Genomic DNA, 15,705 nt, shown 5'->3' with positions numbered 1-15,705 from the left:
GCTTGTGGTTGTGGCGGTTCCGGCGCTCTTGTCTCCCACCGGTCGTCTGCGCTCGGCCCTCAGAAGCCCGCCGGCGGAGAGGTGTCGGCGAAGGTTCCGGGAGTGGCCAGTGCGACCAGCTTGAACAGCCTGCCCATTTGCGCAGGATCGATCAAGCGGTCCATCGCGCTTCGGATATCCTTGGCCTGGGCCGGTGTGGCCTTGGCCATCAGGGCGGACGCCCGTTGGTGGATGCCGAGGCGGGTCAGCCATTCCCCCTGCTCGACCGGGCCGAAGGATTGGGCTCCCCCTTCCCGCGCCGCGGCGGCGATGCTGGCGAAATCGACGTGCGCGGTCAGGTCGGCCTCGCCCGGCGCCTCCAGCACGGGGGCATAGGCGTGTCGGCGCATCGCCTGGAGCGTGTCCCCGACCGCCGGACCCTGGGCATACCCGTAATCGATGACCAGCGCCGCGCCGGGGGCCTCGGCCAGTCGGCTGCCGATCAGCCGCGCCACCGCCTGCGAGGCGGGCGAGACCTCCACCACGCTGCCGTCCGGCGCATCGCGGAGGGCATCAGGCACCAGCCGGCTGCCGGAACTGCCGAAGGCCTCCAGGACGAACCGGAAGCGTGGATCATCCTTGCTGCTGTCGGGCTCGACATCGACCAGACGTTCGAACCAGCCATGGCCGGTCTTCTGCACCTGACGGATCGGCAGGGCGTCGAAGAATTCGTTGGCGATCAGGATGGTCGGGCCGTCGGGCACATCCTCCAGCCGGTCGTGCCACTGGATGGCATCGCCGAGGATGGGCTGCAGCGTCCGGCACTGGCGCTCGCGCAGGGCCGGGCTGGTCTCCACCAGATGAACCGTCGCGTTGTCGCGGAACAGCGGCAGCACGGCTGCCGCCCGCAGCACGTCCGCCATCAGCGTGCCACGGCCGGGGCCGAGCTCCACCAGATGGAAGGGGCCGGGGCCGCCGAGCCGCATCCAGCTGTCGACGCACCACAGACCGACCAGTTCGCCGAACATCTGGCTGATCTCCGGCGCGGTCGTGAAGTCGCCGTCGCTGCCGAACGGGTCCTGGCGGATGTAATAGCCGAGCCGCGGGTGCCCCAGCGCTTCCGCCATGAAGGCGCCGACGCTGATCGGGCTGTCCACCAGGATGCGGCGGGCCAGCAGATGGGCCAGTGTGTCCGAACCGGCGCTTTCGTCTGCCATGGCGTCAGGCCGGGATGGCGTGACGCCGGCCGCGCAGGACCAGCCACAGGCCGGCCGCGACCATCGGCAGCGACAGCAGCTGTCCCATCGTGGCGCCGGCGAACAGGAAGCCCAGCTGCGGATCGGGTTCGCGGAAGAACTCCACGATGATGCGCGACAGGCCGTAGCCGATCAGGAACAGCCCGCCGACCGTGCCGGGCCGGTTGCGCAGCGCCGGGCTGCGGATGGCGATCGCCAGCAGGATGAACAGAACCACGCCCTCCAGTGCCGCCTCGTAGAGCTGGCTCGGATGGCGCGGCACCTGGAGCGGATCGCGCGGAAACACCATGGCATAGGCGAAGTCGGGCGCAGCCCGGCCATACAGTTCGCCATTGATGAAGTTGGCGATGCGGCCGAAGAACAGGCCGATGGGCGCGCAGGCGGCGATGATGTCGCCGAAGACGAAGGGCGAGATGCCGCGCCGCCAGCAGAACAGCCCGATGGCGGTCAGCACGCCGACCATGCCGCCATGGAAGGACATGCCGCCATGCCAGACCTGCAAGGCGTCCAGCGGATTTTCGATATAGTAGGGCAGGTTGTAGAACAGCACATAGCCGAGCCGCCCGCCCAGGATGGTGCCGATCACCGCCCAGGTCAGGAAGTCGTCGAACTCCTCAGGCTTCGGCCGGCGGTCGGCATCGAGCCGCGCCAGCCCCAGGCAATAGCGCCAGCCCAGCACGAAGCCGGCCAGATAGGCCAACGCATACCAGCGGACGACGACCGGGCCGACGGCGAAGGCGACCGGGTCGATGGTGGGGAAGGCCACGACAGGCAGGGCGGCAAACATGGGAACTCCGGTCAGCGATACGGGTCGGGCTGCGACAGGAATTCCTGCACATAGCGCCGGACACCCTCTTCCAGCTCGGTGAAGGGCTGGTCGAACCCGGCGGCGCGCAGGCGATCCGTCGTCGCCTGCGTGAAATATTGGTATTTGCCGCGCAGATGCTCGGGCATGTCGAAGTACTCAATCCGGGGGGGCAGCCCCAGGGCCGAGAAGGTCGCCAGCGCCAGATCCTTGAAGCTGCGCGCCTTGCCGGTGCCGACGTTGAACAGGCCGCTGACCTCCGGATGGTCGTACAGCCACAGCATCACCGCTATGCAATCGTCGACGTGGATGAAGTCGCGCAGCTGGCCGCCATCTTCGAAGCCGTCCTTGTGCGACTTGAACAGGCGTGCCGGATTGCCGGCCGTCAGCTGCGGATGCAGCTTGGCGACCACGCTCATCATGTCGCCCTTGTGCGCCTCGTTGGGGCCGTAGACGTTGAAGAACTTCAGCCCGGCCCATTGCGGCGGCACGAGGTCGCCGGTGGCGACGGCGCGGGCGATGCGGCGGTCGACCAGATGCTTGGACCAGCCATAGGCGTTGAGCGGCCGCAGCCGCGCCAGCCCGTCGCAGGATCCATCGTCGTCGAAACCGGCGGAGCCGTCGCCATAGGTGGCGGCGGAGGAGGCGTAGATCAGCCGGCAGCCGCGCCAGGAACACCAGCGCCACAGGTCCAACGTCAGCGCCACGTTGTTGGCGACGATCTTGTCGACGTCCCGCTCGGTGGTGGCGGAGATGGCGCCGAGATGGAAGACGGCGTCGATTTCCGCCGCATGCTGGTCGAGGAAGGCCAGCGTCTGTTCCGGCGGAACCAGGGTCGCGACCTCGCGCTTGGCAAGGTTCTGCCACTTCTCGCCGTCGCGGAAGCGGTCGACGACCGCCACGTCGGTGATGCCGCGCGCGGCCAATGCCGCGACAAGGTTGGACCCGATGAAGCCGGCCCCGCCGGTGACCACGATCATAGCGCTGTCCGCTGTTGCTCGACGCGTTTCGTGGGGACTTATAGGCGGGCAGGCGCGTGGGGGCAAGGTTGGGGGAGTGCGGGCGGGCGATGCCCCCTCCCTCCCGCTCTTGCGAGCGGGCCCCTCCCTCCCCCGCTTTCAGCGGTGGAGGGTAAGGTCGCGGCAGTCCCCTCTCCCGCAAAGCGGGGGAGGGTTAGGGAGGGGGCCGCAGTCCGACCCCTTACCGCGCCGCGCGGTTGGCAGCACTCACCAGCGCCCGCAGGCTTGCCGTCACGATGTCGGCATCGATGCCCACGCCGAACAGGGTCTTGTCGCCGGCCTTCACCTCGACATAGGCGCAGGCCTGGGCGTCCTCGCCGGAGCCGATGGCGTGCTCGCGGTAGTCGACGACATGCATGTCGGTGCCGCAGCCCTGGCGCAGGGCGTCCAGGAAGGCGTCGATCGGGCCGTTGCCCTTGCCCTTGGTGGTGACGATCTCGCCGTTGCGGCGCATCACCACGCTCATGACGCGGGCGCCGGAGTTCGGGCCGCGCGGCTCGGTCGAATGCTCCACCAGTTCCAGCGGGCTGTCGGCGTCCAGATACTCGGCCTTGAAGGCGGCGTGGATGTCGGCGGGCGACAGCTCCTTGCCGGTCTCGTCGGCCACGCGCTGGACGACCTTTGAGAACTCGATCTGCAGGCGGCGCGGGATCTGCAGGCCGTAATCCTTCTCCAGCACATAGGCGATGCCGCCCTTGCCGGATTGGCTGTTGATGCGGATCACCGCCTCGTAGCTGCGGCCCAGATCCTGCGGGTCGATGGGCAGATACGGGACCTCCCACTTGCCGGTGTTGGACTTGGTCAGCGCCTTCAGCCCCTTGTTGATGGCGTCCTGGTGCGAGCCCGAGAAGGCGGTGAACACCAGCTCGCCGGCATAGGGGTGGCGCGGATGGACCGGCAGCTGCGTGCAGTATTCGGAAACGCGGACGATCTCGTTGATGTCGTCGATGTTCAGTTCTGGATCGACGCCCTGGGTGAACATGTTCAGCGCCAGCGTGACGACATCGACGTTGCCGGTGCGCTCGCCGTTGCCGAACAGGGTGCCCTCGACGCGGTCGGCACCGGCCAGCAGGCCCAGCTCGGCCGCAGCGACGCCGGTGCCGCGGTCGTTGTGCGGGTGCAGCGAGATGATCGCCGACTCGCGGTTCTTCAGGGTGCGGCAGAACCACTCGATCTGGTCGGCATGCACGTTCGGCATCGACATCTCGACCGTGGCCGGCAGGTTCAGGATGACCTTGTTGGTCGGCGAGGCGCCCCAGGTCTCCATCACCGCCTCGCAGATCTCGACCGCGAAGTCCAATTCGGTGCCGGTGAAGCTCTCCGGCGAGTATTGCAGGACGATCTCGGTTTCCGGCGTCTCGGCGGCCAGCTGCTTGATCAGCTTGGTGCCGGCGACGGCGATGTCGATGATGCCCTGGCGGTCCAGCCCGAACACCACGCGGCGCTGCAGTTCCGAGGTGGAGTTGTACAGGTGGACGATGGCGCGCTTGGCGCCCTTGATGCCGTCGAAGGTGCGGCGGATCAGCTCCTCACGCGACTGGGTCAGCACCTGGATGGTGACGCCGTCGGGAATCTTGCCCTGCTCGATCACCTCGCGGCAGAAGTCGAAATCGGTCTGCGACGCGGCGGGGAAGCCGACCTCGATCTCCTTGAAGCCCATGCGCAGCAGCAGCTCGTACATCGCGCGCTTGCGGTCCGGCCCCATCGGCTCGATCAGCGCCTGGTTGCCGTCGCGCAGGTCGACCGAGCACCACATCGGCGCCTTGTCCAGGGTGCGCGACGGCCATTGGCGGTCGGTCAGCTTCACCTGGGGGAAGGGAGCGTATTTGGACGGGGACTTCGGCAGGGTCGGGATGCCAGCGTTCGTTTGGGTCGCGGTGCTCATGACGTCGTTCGGCTCCAGTGGCGGCCCCGAGGCTCTATTGATGGCCGGGGGCGGCGGATCGGATTTTGAAAGGCGGGGGGACCGGCGAGGGGTACGGCCGCAGAGCCGCCGGATGTGGCTCAGCGACCGTCGGTAAGTCGCAGTCCCGGCCCCGGCCGGGCGACGCCGATACCGGCGCCTTTGCAAACGTAGCTCATGGAACAGACACTTCGACCGATGGAAATGGTGTGCGAACGCGACAAACCCGGACGCTTAAAGCGCCGGGCCGAGAAGTCGAAGAAGGGCGTTCTGGCGGTCGATGGTGGTCATGGGCCGCACTGTGCGCAGGTGCGGCATGGCTGTCAAGCCCGGATTGGCGGGAAACTGACTGCGGGACGGGCGAACCATAGCCGTGCTCAGCCCCAAATCAGGTGATAGAGCGTCGGCAGCAGCAGCGCCGTCGCCAGCCCGTTCAGCCCCATGCCCAGCCCGGCGAAGGCGCCCGCCACCTCGTTGACCTGCAGGGCGCGGGCGGTGCCGATGCCGTGCGCCGCCACCCCCATGCCGAATCCGCGGGCGCGCCAGTCCTTCACCCGCACCAGGTTCAGCACCCAGGTGCCGAAGCTGGCCGCCACGATGCCGGTGATGATGACGAACACCGCGGTCAAGGACGGCAGGCCGCCGATCTGCTCCGACACGCCCATGGCGATGGGGGAGGTGACGGATTTGGGCGCCATCGACAGGATCGTCACCGCCGATCCTCCGAAGGCCCAGACCAGCGCCACCGCGCTCAGCGCCGAGGCGGCCGACCCCACCAGCAGCGCCACCACCAGCGCCAGAGCCGAGCGGCGCACCTCCTGGAACTGGTTGTAGAGCGGGATGGCCAGCGCCACGGTGGCCGGACCCAGCAGGAAATGGACGAACTGCGCGCCGTCGAAATAGGTGCGGTAATCGATGCCCGACAGGCTCAGAACCCCGGCGATCAGGACAACTGCGATCAGCACCGGGTTCAGCACCGGGCGCCGACCCAGCTTCTCGAACAGCCAAAGCCCGCATTGGTAGGCGACCAGGGTCAGGGTCAGTCCGGCCAACGGGTTTGCCGACAGATAGACCCAGATTTGATGAAGGTCGTCGCTCATGCCCGGTCCCCTTCCGCCGAATTTCCCGTTGCCGGCTCGTCCTGCAGCCGCGGATCGGTGCGGCTCAGCAGGAAGGCCATCAGCTTCGCCGTCACCGCGATGCCGAACAGCGTGCTGCCGAACAGCGCGACGACGATGGGCAACGCCTCCGTCTCCAGGCGGGTGACATGGACCATCACGCCGACGCCGGCCGGAACGAACAGCAGGGACAGGTGCCGCAGCAGCCCGCCGGCCGTTTCCTGCACCGCTGCCGGAACCCCGCCACGGAGCAGCAGCCCGCCGAACAGCAGGATCATACCCAACACGGGGCCGGGGACCGGCAGGTGCAGCAGGCGGGCGGCCAGTTCGCCCGCCAGTTGGCAAAGCAGGAGAAGCGTCAGGGTTCCGAGCATCGCGGACTCCGGTGGAAGGGGCGCTGTCCGTCCTTCTACCGCAGTGGCGAAGCCGCCGGGCTGCATTCCGCGAATGCGAGCGTCGCGAATCGGCGAGGTGGTGGTAAGGGCTTGGAGGGTGCTTACTGGAGCTTGCTGCGGGCGTGGTGACCGCGGCGGACGATGGATTGCGCCTCCACCATCACTTCCTTCTTGCCGAACAGGCGCAGAAAGATGGCGTTGACGGTGGCGTGGGCGCTGACGGTGAGGGTGCCGGCCGCCGCGTCCTCCGCGATTGTCAGGGGCGACAAGTCGGATCCCAGGAACCCTCTGGGGAAAGCCTTGTCGAAGAAGCTGCGGATATGTCCGTCACGCTGTGAGTCGAACATCACCCGCCCACCGGCCAGGGCGGCGGCGTCGACCGCCTGCGCCAGCCGGGCCTCCACCGCATAGCTGCGCAGAGCGTCGACGGTGCAGCCGGCACCGAGCACGGTCGGAATGGCAAGAATCAGGGCCACCGCCAGAAGCAGATGGCGGCCTGTCCGCCGGTCTTCGTGCCCGCCATAGGGCAGGGGACGATAGACCATGGTCATTGCCGGCCTCCCAAGGAATCGCCTATGCGGAAAGGAGTGTTGTCGCTGGATCGCCTACCTTTAGCATCATCCGGCAAGCAGGCAAACCAGGAAATGCAACAGAGCGATAGCAAAAGAGCGGTCGGGAGTTGCCATGTATTTTACGCAAAGGCGGTAATCCGGGATTGCGGGGCCGGCGGCAAAGGGTAACTCGACCGGTATGAAGCTGAAAGCGTCGTCTCGACTTTGAGAAATGTGCCTAAAACGCGATTCTCCGGTGTCAAAATCAGGTCAAGCCGCCTCATTCCCACTCTGTTAAGCATTCGTTGAGGCTTTCGGCCGGTAGGCCGGCGCCGTCCGTCCATTCTTCCGCAATCAACCGATCCGATCCGTTCCTGACCATGCGCTGGCCGTCGCGCTGGAAGCGTTGCTGGTGCTCCGCCTGTCGGGCGAGCTCAGGGGCGCGTCGATCGGCCTGATCGAGCAGATGGAGGTGGGCGGGTCACATTGCTTGCGCGCGGAACACGCGCGTCGCTTCTCCGAGTCCGTCCCGCCCGCTAGAGTTGGGGTACAACGAGGGGGAGGCGGCCCGATGAAGGGCGGCGTTTGGCGCGTGGCGATGCTGGGGCTGGTGGTGGCGGCGGCCACGCTGGTCTTTCTGGGCGTGGAGATCACGCAGCTGGCGGCGGCGGACCGGACCGCCTTCACGCGCGACCTGATGGTCTGCGGAATCGGCCTGCTGGCGGTTTGGTTCGTCTTCTCCCGTCTGACCCGCCATTTCAGCGATTTGGAGCGTCTGGCCGACCGGCTGTCCGGCGGGCGCACCCGCATCGACCTCGAACCCTGGTCGGGCGGACGCGGCGGCGAGGTCGGGCGTCTGGCCGAAGCGGCCGCGGGGTTGATCCGTGGCGGGGAGCGGAGTCCGGGAGCTGGCGCGTCGGCCGATGCCCCGGTCGCCGATGGTCAATCGGGCCTCGGGCCTCTCGGGCTTGGGCCGTTGGGCGGCGGCCGCATGGACCGGGCGGTTCGCGCGGCTTTGGTGCTCGCCGACGACCCGGTGCTGATCATCGACGAACTGGGACGGGTGGAGCGGCTGAACCCTGCCGCCGTGCGGCTGCTGGAGGTGGAGGAGGGCGCCGACATTGGCAAGGCCCTGCTGCGCGACGATCTGGCCCGTGCCATCGAACGGGCACGCGGCGGCGGAGCGCCCGTCTCCGCGGTGCTGCGCCGGACGGAGGAGGGCGAGCTGTCGGCGCGGCTCGTCGATCTCGGCCTGAATTCGGGAGTGATGCTGTCCTTTCCCGCCCGTGGCATGGCCAACGGCGCCGGGTTGACCGGCAAGCGAGCGCTCACCCTTCGACAGGCCCAGTCCGCCGCCCCCTTGGGTGACGACGAGCCGCTGGCCGCACTGCCGTTCGTTGCGCTGTGGGTGGCGACCGCGGGCGCGGAGCCAGACAGCGGAGCGGTCATCGCGGTCGGCACGGTGCGGTTGGCCGGGGCGCGCATTTTCCCGACCGTGTCGCTTGCCCTTCTGATCGACCCCATCGATCCGGTGCCGGAGGAGGCGACGGCCCGCCACGGCATCGGCACCGCCATGGTGGCGGGCGAGCGTCCCTTCGCGGCGGTCTGGCCGTCGATTCAGGATGCCCTGCACAACTGCATCGCCGTCGGCATCGGCATCGACCCTGCGCTCGCCGCCCTGGCCCGTTCGGCTGTGTTGGCTGGCGTCTCCGACCCGGCCCTGCCGCAGGGACTGGACCTTGGCGTTCTGGCGGCGGCGCTCGACCCTGCGCTGGCCGGCGCACCGCCCGACCGGCTTGCCGCCGCGTTCGGCCTGCCCAGCCGCCCGCGCAACGGCCCTCAGGGGGAGGCCCTGGCCGTGGCGGAACTGGCCGCCGCGCTGTTCACCCGACTGACCGAACGCGGCATCCTGACCCAGGGTCAGGCGCGGGCGCTGGTGGCCGGGAAAATCGCCACAGACGGGGACATCGCCACGGATATGGCTGGGGCGTCCGGACCTTCCTAAGGCATATCCCTTAGGCCGCATCCTCCGCCAGCCGGAAGCCGCTCACCGACAGGCGGGTCTCCGGTCGCAGGCAATGCCGCGTCCAGGGGCCGGCATGGTCGAAGGGGGTCAGGCAACTGCCGCCGCGCAGCACCATGCGGTTGCCGGCGAGACGGCCGTTGACCGCCTCGTCCGGACCATCGGGCCGGCGGTAGCCGGGATATGTTGCGAAGGCGTCGGCGGTCCATTCCCACACGTCGCCGCACATCTGCCAGGGACCGGTGCCGTGACAGGTGCCGGCGCGCGGGTGACGATGGCCGGTGCCCAGCAGATTGCCCATGCTGTCGCAGCCGGCGGCGACCGTCTCCCATTCCGCTTCGCGGGGCAGGCGCTTGCCGGCCCAGCGGGCATAGGCGTCGGCCTCGTACCAGCTGGCATGGCAGACCGGCTCGTCCGGGTCGAGCGGCTGCATGCCGTAGAGGGTGAAGACCTGCCATCCGGAACCGACGTCCTTCCCGCCGCTGCCGCGCTCCCAATAGAGGGGGGCGCTCCAGCCTTCCGCCAGCGCGGTCTCCCAGCCGTCGGATAGCCAGAGCGAGCGGTCGCTGTAGCCGCCGGCTTCGATGAAGGCCAGAAATTCGCCACAGGTGACCGGACGGGCGGCCAGGCGATAGGGCTCCAGCCAGACGCGATGGCGTGGCCCCTCATGGTCGAATCCGGGCAGCGGCGCGGGGCGCCCGATCTCGACCAGTCCGCCAGCCTGCTCAACCCAGCCGTCGGGCGGGGCCCCCAGATGGGGGTGGTCGGGCGCCGGCTCATAGGCGGGGCGCAGCGGGTTGGACCACAGGGCGTGCTTGATGTGCAGGAGCATGCGCTCCTGGTGGCGGCGTTCGTGGGCGACGGACATCACCAGCGCCGGTTCCACCGCGTCCCACAGACCGTCTTCGGCCTGCTCGATCAGATGCAGCACCGCGGCGTTGATCTGGTCACGGTGGCGCATGATCTCCGCGACACCCGGTCGGGACAGCACGCGGGGCGGCGCGGCAAAGCGCTCGCCGCGGCCTGAGAACAGGTCGAGGAAGACGGGATCGCAAGGACGGTAGCCGGGGCTGAAGGGGATCAGCACCGCCGCCTCGAACAGCCAGCTGGTATGGGCGAGGTGCCATTTCGCCGGGGCGCCGTCGGCTACGGTCTGGACCATCAGGTCTTCCGGCGACAGGGTGGCGACCAGTTCAGCCGTGCGGGAGCGTGCCTTCTGGAAACGGGTGGCGAGAGCCTGCCGCCGGTCGCCGTCCGGCATGGTCGCGCCGGAGTCGGCAAGCGGGCCGGTGGGCGGGCCGGCGGGCGGAATGAGATGCGTGTCGGGCATGATCGGTCCCTCCGGAGACGGTTGCCGTCCGAAGACTGTCCGCCTGAACTGCCCTATTTGGAATGCATGCATCCGTGGTGTGGCGGCCACCGCAAATAGCGGCAGCGACCGGGTGCCGCACCGGCCCTGGTGCGGAAAATGCAGTGCTTTGACCTGAAAAGGAGAGGGGCTTGGAAAACGAAAAGGCCGCCAGATAGGCGGCCTTGTTCATTCGAAGCACAGCTCAGTGTCGGACAAGACTTACTTGATCTTGGCTTCCTTGAACTCGACGTGCTTGCGCGCCACCGGGTCGTACTTGCGGAACGACAGCTTCTCGGTGGTCTTCTTGGGGTTCTTCTTCTTCACGTAGAAGAAACCGGTGTCAGCCGTGCTCACCAGCTTGATGAGGACGGTGTTCTGCTTGGCCATGATCTCGATCCCGACAAAAAATCCGTGCCCCGCCGGCCCGGCGGGGCGGCGTCGTAGCGGCGGAAAATACCGTCTGACGCCGCAATGTCAAGCCTTATGGGCAGTGAAATCGGTGTCCGACTTCGATTGCCACAGGCCGGCCTTTCCCCCGGCGGGATTCAGCGCTCCGCCACCGTGTTGACGACGGCGCTGGCGACCGCGCGCTGGTACAGCGCCGGTTCGGCCAGCAGCCGCATGGCGACCTTCAGGTCCAGCTCCGGTTCATGCTCCTTCCAGGGGCAGGCCTCGCGCAGGGCACTCAGCGCCTTCTCGTCGTCGGCGGCCTTGGACCGCCAACTGGCGATCTGTGCCGGGCGCAGGCGGCCTTCGCGCAGGTCGGAGAGCAGGGCGTCCGGATCGGTCTGGCCGGCGCGGCTGGTGCAGACGGTGGGCTGCACGCCCTGGCGGTGCAGGGTGTAACCGGCCGGCGTGTAGATGCGGCTCCAGGTCAGGAACAGCTCGCCGTCGTTGGGCAGGCGGGTGACGGTCTGGACGCTGCCCTTGCCGTAGCTGGACGCGCCCACCACCACCGCACGGCCGGAGTCCTGCAGCGCCGCCGCCACCACCTCCGCCGAGGAGGCGGAGCGGCCGTCGACCAGCACCACCAGCGGCAGCCCCTCCAGCAGATCGTCGGGATTGGCGTCGAAGCGCTGGCGGCTTTCGGGGTTGCGGCCTTCGGTGGAGATGATTCGGCCGCGGCGCATGAACAGGTCCGCCACCGCGACCGCCTGGTCCAGCAGTCCGCCCGGATTGCCGCGCAGATCCAGTACCATCCCGCCCAGCGTCGGGCCGGCGGTCTGGCGGATGGTGTTGACCGCGGTCCTCAGGCTGGAGGCCGTGGTGGCGTTGAAGCGGTCGAGCTTCACGATGCCGACGTCGCCTGACAGCGAATAGGTGATGGTGTTGGGCACCACCCGCTCCCGCCGCAGCGGCAGGCGGCGCGGGGCGCCGTTGTCGCGGGCGACGGTCAGCGTGACCAGGGTGCCCGTCGGGCCGCGCAGCCGGTCGCGCATCTCGGCCGGGGTCATCCGCGTCGTCAGTTCGCCGTCGATCGCCAGAAGCTGTTCGCCGTCGGTGAGGCCGGCGCGTTCGGCCGGGCTGTGCGGCATGATGCCATGCACGGTCACGCGGCCGGTGGCAGTGCTCTCCAGCGAGATGCCGACACCGCCATAGCCTTCGCGCTGCGCCCGCTCGTTGGTCGCACGCTGGACCCCGGTGTAGCGGGAGTAACCGTCGAGATCGGCGGTGATGCCGTCGAATACCACCTGGTACAGCCGTTCCGGCGTCGCCTTCGACAGGACGGGGGAGTGGTTGCGCGCGCGGTCGATGACGCGGGTGGTCAGCGCCGCCCAGCCGCCGGCGTCGGTGTCCGGCGCAGCCCCGTACTCCGCCGCGAGCGTGCCTGACACGTACAGGCGTACGGTGCCGCCGGCGCGCTCCACCGTCACGGCGGGATCGAGGGCGCTCAGCCCCTTCAGCCCGTCCATTCCCAGGCGGTTGAAGGACACGGTGTCCAGATAGACTTCGGCGATCTTGCCGAAGCCGACGGCGAAGACCTGCTCGGTGACGGGCGGCGGCGCGCTGGCCGGAAGGTATTGGGCGGGAGCCGCGACGGCGGTGGAGGCGAGCAGCGCCGAGACGGACAACTGTAGAGCGGAATGGCGAATGGAGCGGCGCAGCCGGTGCGCCATGCTCGACATCGCGGGGATCCGAAACGGCGACACGCGTGACGGCACGGTGTGATCGCACGCGCTCTGATCGCAATTGGCCATGGGGGGAACCGCGGCCTCCCTTTCCTGCAACCGGACCGGACGAGGATGGTGCCGGTCCCGGATGGGGGATAGATACACCTTCGTTCAGGAGGGCGTGCGGGACAAAATTGCGGACCGATTCGCAATGTTGCGGATTGTCCCGAGCTGTGTCGCCAAGGTCACGCTTGTATGGTGCGGCACTGTTGCGGCAAGGGGGAACCCGTGGATTTGTCTCGGGTCCGCCATCGGTTCGCCACACTGCTTAAGCGTTGCCGTGGCGCAACGGTTCCGGAAGGAGACCTGGAGTCAGTCCGGGTCGGCCAGCCGGAAGAGCATGCTGCCGCTGACCGGGTCGGCTTCCGTCAAGACCACCTTGACCGGGCTGCTGAGGCGGTAGGTTCGCCCTGTACGCTGCCCCACCAGGGCGTGCGCCGTCTCGTCATGGTCGTACCTGTCGTCGGGCAGGGTGCTGGCGGGGATCAGCCCATCGGCGCCGCTCTCATCCAGCCGCACGAACAGCCCGAAACGGCTGACGCCGGCAATGCGGCCGCTGAAGCGCTCGCCGACCCGGTCGGCCAGGAAGGCGGCGGTGTAGCGGTCGACCGCGTCGCGTTCGGCGGCGGCGGCGCGGCGTTCGGTTCCTGACAGATGCTCCCCGATCTCCGCCAGCCGGCCCAGCGTCTCGTCGTCCAGCCCGCCGACGCCCAGCCCCAGCGTGCGGATCAGCGCCCGGTGGACGATCAGGTCGGCATAGCGGCGGATCGGGGAGGTGAAATGGGCGTAGCGGTGCAGGGCCAGCCCGAAATGGCCGATGTTGTCCGGGCTGTAGGCGGCTTGGGCCTGCGCGCGCAGGATCACCTCGCTGACCAGCGGCGCGTGCGAGGTGCCCTCCACCTTGCGCAGGATGCGGGTGAAATGGCTGGGCGTCATGTCGGCGCTCTTGCCCAGAGGGTGGCCGATCTCCGCCAGGAAGCCGCGCAACGCCTCCATCTTGTCCATCGAAGGGCGGTCGTGGATGCGATAGAGGCCGGGCATGGTGCGCTGTTCCAGCACCTCGGCCGCCGCGACGTTGGCGGCGATCATGAACTCCTCGATCATCCGGTGGCTGTCGTGGCGTTCGCGCACCGCGATCTCGGCGACCCGGCCGCGCTCGTCGATGCGGACGCGGCGTTCCGGCAGGTCCAGTTCCAGCGTGCCGCGCTTGGCACGGGCGGCGGCCAACCGGGCGTACGCGCCGAACAGCGGGGAGATCACGCTGTCTGCCAGCGGCGCCGTCACCTCGTCCGGCCGGCCGTCGTGGCATTCCTGCACCTGGTCATAGGTCAGCCGCGCCGCCGACCGCATGAGTCCGCGGACCAGCCGATGCCGGATCAACACACCGTTGCGGTCGATCCACAGGTGGAAGGCCAGACAGGCGCGGTCCTCCCCCGGACGCAGCGAACACAGCCCGTTCGACAGCGCCTCCGGCAGCATCGGCACGGCTCGGTCGGGGAAGTACACGGAGTTGCCGCGCTCGTACGCTGCCCGGTCGAGTGCCGATCCGGGACGCACATAGTAGGACACGTCGGCGATGGCGACGATCAGGTGCCAGCCGTCCGGATTCTCCGGGTCGCCGTCCGGTTCGGCCCAGACGGCGTCGTCGAAATCGCGGGCGTCGGCGCCGTCGATCGTCACCAGCGGGATTTCACGCAGATCCTCACGCTGCATCAGCGCCGGCACCGCCGCCAGTTCGGCCTCGCGCAGGGCGGCATGCGGGAAGACGGTGGGGATGCCGTGGGCGTGGATGGCGATCAAACTGAAGGCGCGCGGCTCGTCGGTGGAGCCCAGCCGCTCGATTACGCGGGCCTGCGGTTGACCGGCGCGCCCGGCAGGCAGGACGTCGGCGAAGACGAGGTCGCCGGCCTCCGCGTCGCCGCGGTTGGGCGGCAGCACCAGGAACTCGGTCTTGTGGCGGCGGTCGGTGGGGAGGAGGCGCCCGCCGTCGGCGCTCGGCCGGTAGACGCCGAGGATGCGGCCCTCACGTTCGCCATCGATTCGGCGGATGACGCGGGCCTCGTAGAGGCGGTCGTTGATGCGGGCGAGCTTCGCCAGCAGCGTGTCGCCGACCGCCAGAGGCTTGTTCTCTCCCCGCGATTTCTTTTCCGGCAGCAGGAAGATGCGCGGCGGGTCGCCCTCGCCGGTCCAGGTCAGCGGACGGGCCGACAATTCGCCGTCGGCATCCACGCCGGTGACCAGCAGCACGGCGACGGCCGGCAGCGCCTGCGGCGGGGCCATGCGCTTGTTGCGGCCACGCTCCACCGCGCCGTCGGCCTCCAACTCGCGCAGCAGCTCCTTCAGCATCTCGCGGTCGGCCGAACCGGACAGCTTGAAGGCGCGGGCGATCTCGCGCTTGCCGACTGGGGTGGTGCTGGACCGGATGAAGGCGAGAATGGCGTCCTTGCCGGGAAAATGGCTGTCGGTCACGGGGCGGGGAGTCCGTCGGTTCTTGTCGCTGGGATGGCTATATAAGGATCAATCGCCATCGGGGCGGGTCGCCCATGGTCTGCCCGCCATCGCGCGGATGGCGTCGCTGCGCTCCACCGCCTCGCGGAAGCCGGCGAGCGGGAACCGCACCTCCGTCTTCTCGCCGGCCGGCGACTGGCCGACGATGGAAACCTCGGGTGCCGGGACGATCCGTTCCACCATGCGGCGGTTGATGTCGGGATCGGTCACCGCACAGGTGTTGGTCTCGAACCGGTAGGGCTTGCAGGGCGAGTCGGGTTTGAACACCGCCCGGTCCGACCAGACCCGCACCAGCTTGTCGAGATCCAGCAATTCGGCGGATACGCGGAAGCGCAGCCCCTCGCGCCATTTCTCGGTCGAGCGCAGCCAGACCAGCCGCGCGGTTCGGTCGTTGGTGCCCCGCGCGGTCAGTTCGCATTCCACCTGACGGGTGGCTGTCCAGAGCTGGCAGTAGAGCTTCCAGGACTTGAAGGTCTCGTCGAATTCCTGGAAGGGCCTGTTGTCCGGCTGGGCCGCATGGGATGCGCCAGCAGAGATGGCGGCCACCATCGCCAGGGCAAGGATCAGACGCTGTCCGTGGCGGCGGGCGGGCATGGGGCGGTCCTGTGGTGTGATGGTGCGTTGGA

General features: G+C 68.7%; 13 protein-coding genes. 1 reads left to right on the top strand and 12 read right to left on the bottom strand.

The features are described from left to right. Positions 1-59: 59 nt before the first annotated feature. The 7 genes from A6A40_RS09010 to A6A40_RS08980 form a co-directional block, all read right to left on the bottom strand. Complete coding sequence (locus tag A6A40_RS09010; protein WP_063635099.1) at positions 60-1,196, bottom strand: class I SAM-dependent methyltransferase; 1,137 nt, start codon at positions 1,194-1,196, stop codon at positions 60-62. 4 nt (positions 1,197-1,200) lie between these two features. Further along, positions 1,201-2,022, bottom strand: coding sequence for a prolipoprotein diacylglyceryl transferase (gene lgt, locus A6A40_RS09005; protein ID WP_063635098.1), 822 nt, complete (start codon positions 2,020-2,022; stop codon positions 1,201-1,203). Positions 2,023-2,033: 11 nt separating this feature from the next. Next, complete coding sequence (gene rfaD / locus A6A40_RS09000; protein ID WP_063635097.1) at positions 2,034-3,020, bottom strand: ADP-glyceromanno-heptose 6-epimerase; 987 nt, start codon at positions 3,018-3,020, stop codon at positions 2,034-2,036. A gap of 220 nt (positions 3,021-3,240) precedes the next feature. Then, positions 3,241-4,944 (bottom strand): 2-isopropylmalate synthase, encoded by a 1,704-nt coding sequence (gene leuA, locus A6A40_RS08995; RefSeq protein ID WP_063635096.1) that lies wholly within the window; start codon positions 4,942-4,944, stop codon positions 3,241-3,243. 395 nt (positions 4,945-5,339) lie between these two features. Then, positions 5,340-6,062 (bottom strand): LrgB family protein, encoded by a 723-nt coding sequence (locus A6A40_RS08990; protein ID WP_063635095.1) that lies wholly within the window; start codon positions 6,060-6,062, stop codon positions 5,340-5,342. Then, on the bottom strand, positions 6,059-6,454 hold the full coding sequence (locus tag A6A40_RS08985) for a CidA/LrgA family protein (RefSeq protein WP_063635094.1): 396 nt from the start codon (positions 6,452-6,454) through the stop codon (positions 6,059-6,061). Before A6A40_RS08985 ends, A6A40_RS08990 begins: the two co-directional genes overlap by 4 nt. Before the next feature lie 122 nt (positions 6,455-6,576). Beyond that, positions 6,577-7,026 (bottom strand): hypothetical protein, encoded by a 450-nt coding sequence (locus A6A40_RS08980; RefSeq protein ID WP_063635093.1) that lies wholly within the window; start codon positions 7,024-7,026, stop codon positions 6,577-6,579. A gap of 571 nt (positions 7,027-7,597) precedes the next feature. Between A6A40_RS08980 and A6A40_RS08975 the strand changes: the two genes are divergently transcribed. Next, on the top strand, positions 7,598-9,031 hold the full coding sequence (locus A6A40_RS08975) for a hypothetical protein (RefSeq protein ID WP_063635092.1): 1,434 nt from the start codon (positions 7,598-7,600) through the stop codon (positions 9,029-9,031). A 10-nt stretch (positions 9,032-9,041) separates the two neighbouring features. On the opposite strand, the gene egtB is transcribed toward A6A40_RS08975, so the two are convergent. From egtB to A6A40_RS08950, 5 genes are all read right to left on the bottom strand, one after another. Beyond that, positions 9,042-10,379, bottom strand: a complete 1,338-nt coding sequence (gene egtB, locus A6A40_RS08970) for an ergothioneine biosynthesis protein EgtB (RefSeq protein WP_082860760.1) — start codon at positions 10,377-10,379, stop codon at positions 9,042-9,044. Positions 10,380-10,619: 240 nt separating this feature from the next. After that, complete coding sequence (gene rpmG, locus A6A40_RS08965; protein ID WP_012974790.1) at positions 10,620-10,787, bottom strand: 50S ribosomal protein L33; 168 nt, start codon at positions 10,785-10,787, stop codon at positions 10,620-10,622. Positions 10,788-10,945: 158 nt separating this feature from the next. Further along, on the bottom strand, positions 10,946-12,526 hold the full coding sequence (locus tag A6A40_RS08960; RefSeq protein WP_063635091.1) for a S41 family peptidase: 1,581 nt from the start codon (positions 12,524-12,526) through the stop codon (positions 10,946-10,948). A gap of 357 nt (positions 12,527-12,883) precedes the next feature. Further along, positions 12,884-15,040 carry a ribonuclease R gene (gene rnr, locus A6A40_RS08955; protein ID WP_063635090.1) on the bottom strand — a complete coding sequence of 719 codons (2,157 nt, stop codon included), beginning with the start codon at positions 15,038-15,040 and terminating at the stop codon, positions 12,884-12,886. Positions 15,041-15,088: 48 nt separating this feature from the next. Continuing rightward, positions 15,089-15,673, bottom strand: a complete 585-nt coding sequence (locus A6A40_RS08950; RefSeq protein WP_063635089.1) for an invasion associated locus B family protein — start codon at positions 15,671-15,673, stop codon at positions 15,089-15,091. Positions 15,674-15,705 lie beyond the last annotated feature (32 nt).

Source organism: Azospirillum humicireducens (genome assembly GCF_001639105.2).
Lineage (GTDB): Bacteria > Pseudomonadota > Alphaproteobacteria > Azospirillales > Azospirillaceae > Azospirillum > Azospirillum humicireducens.
This window is presented reverse-complemented; position numbering and strand designations above follow the sequence as displayed.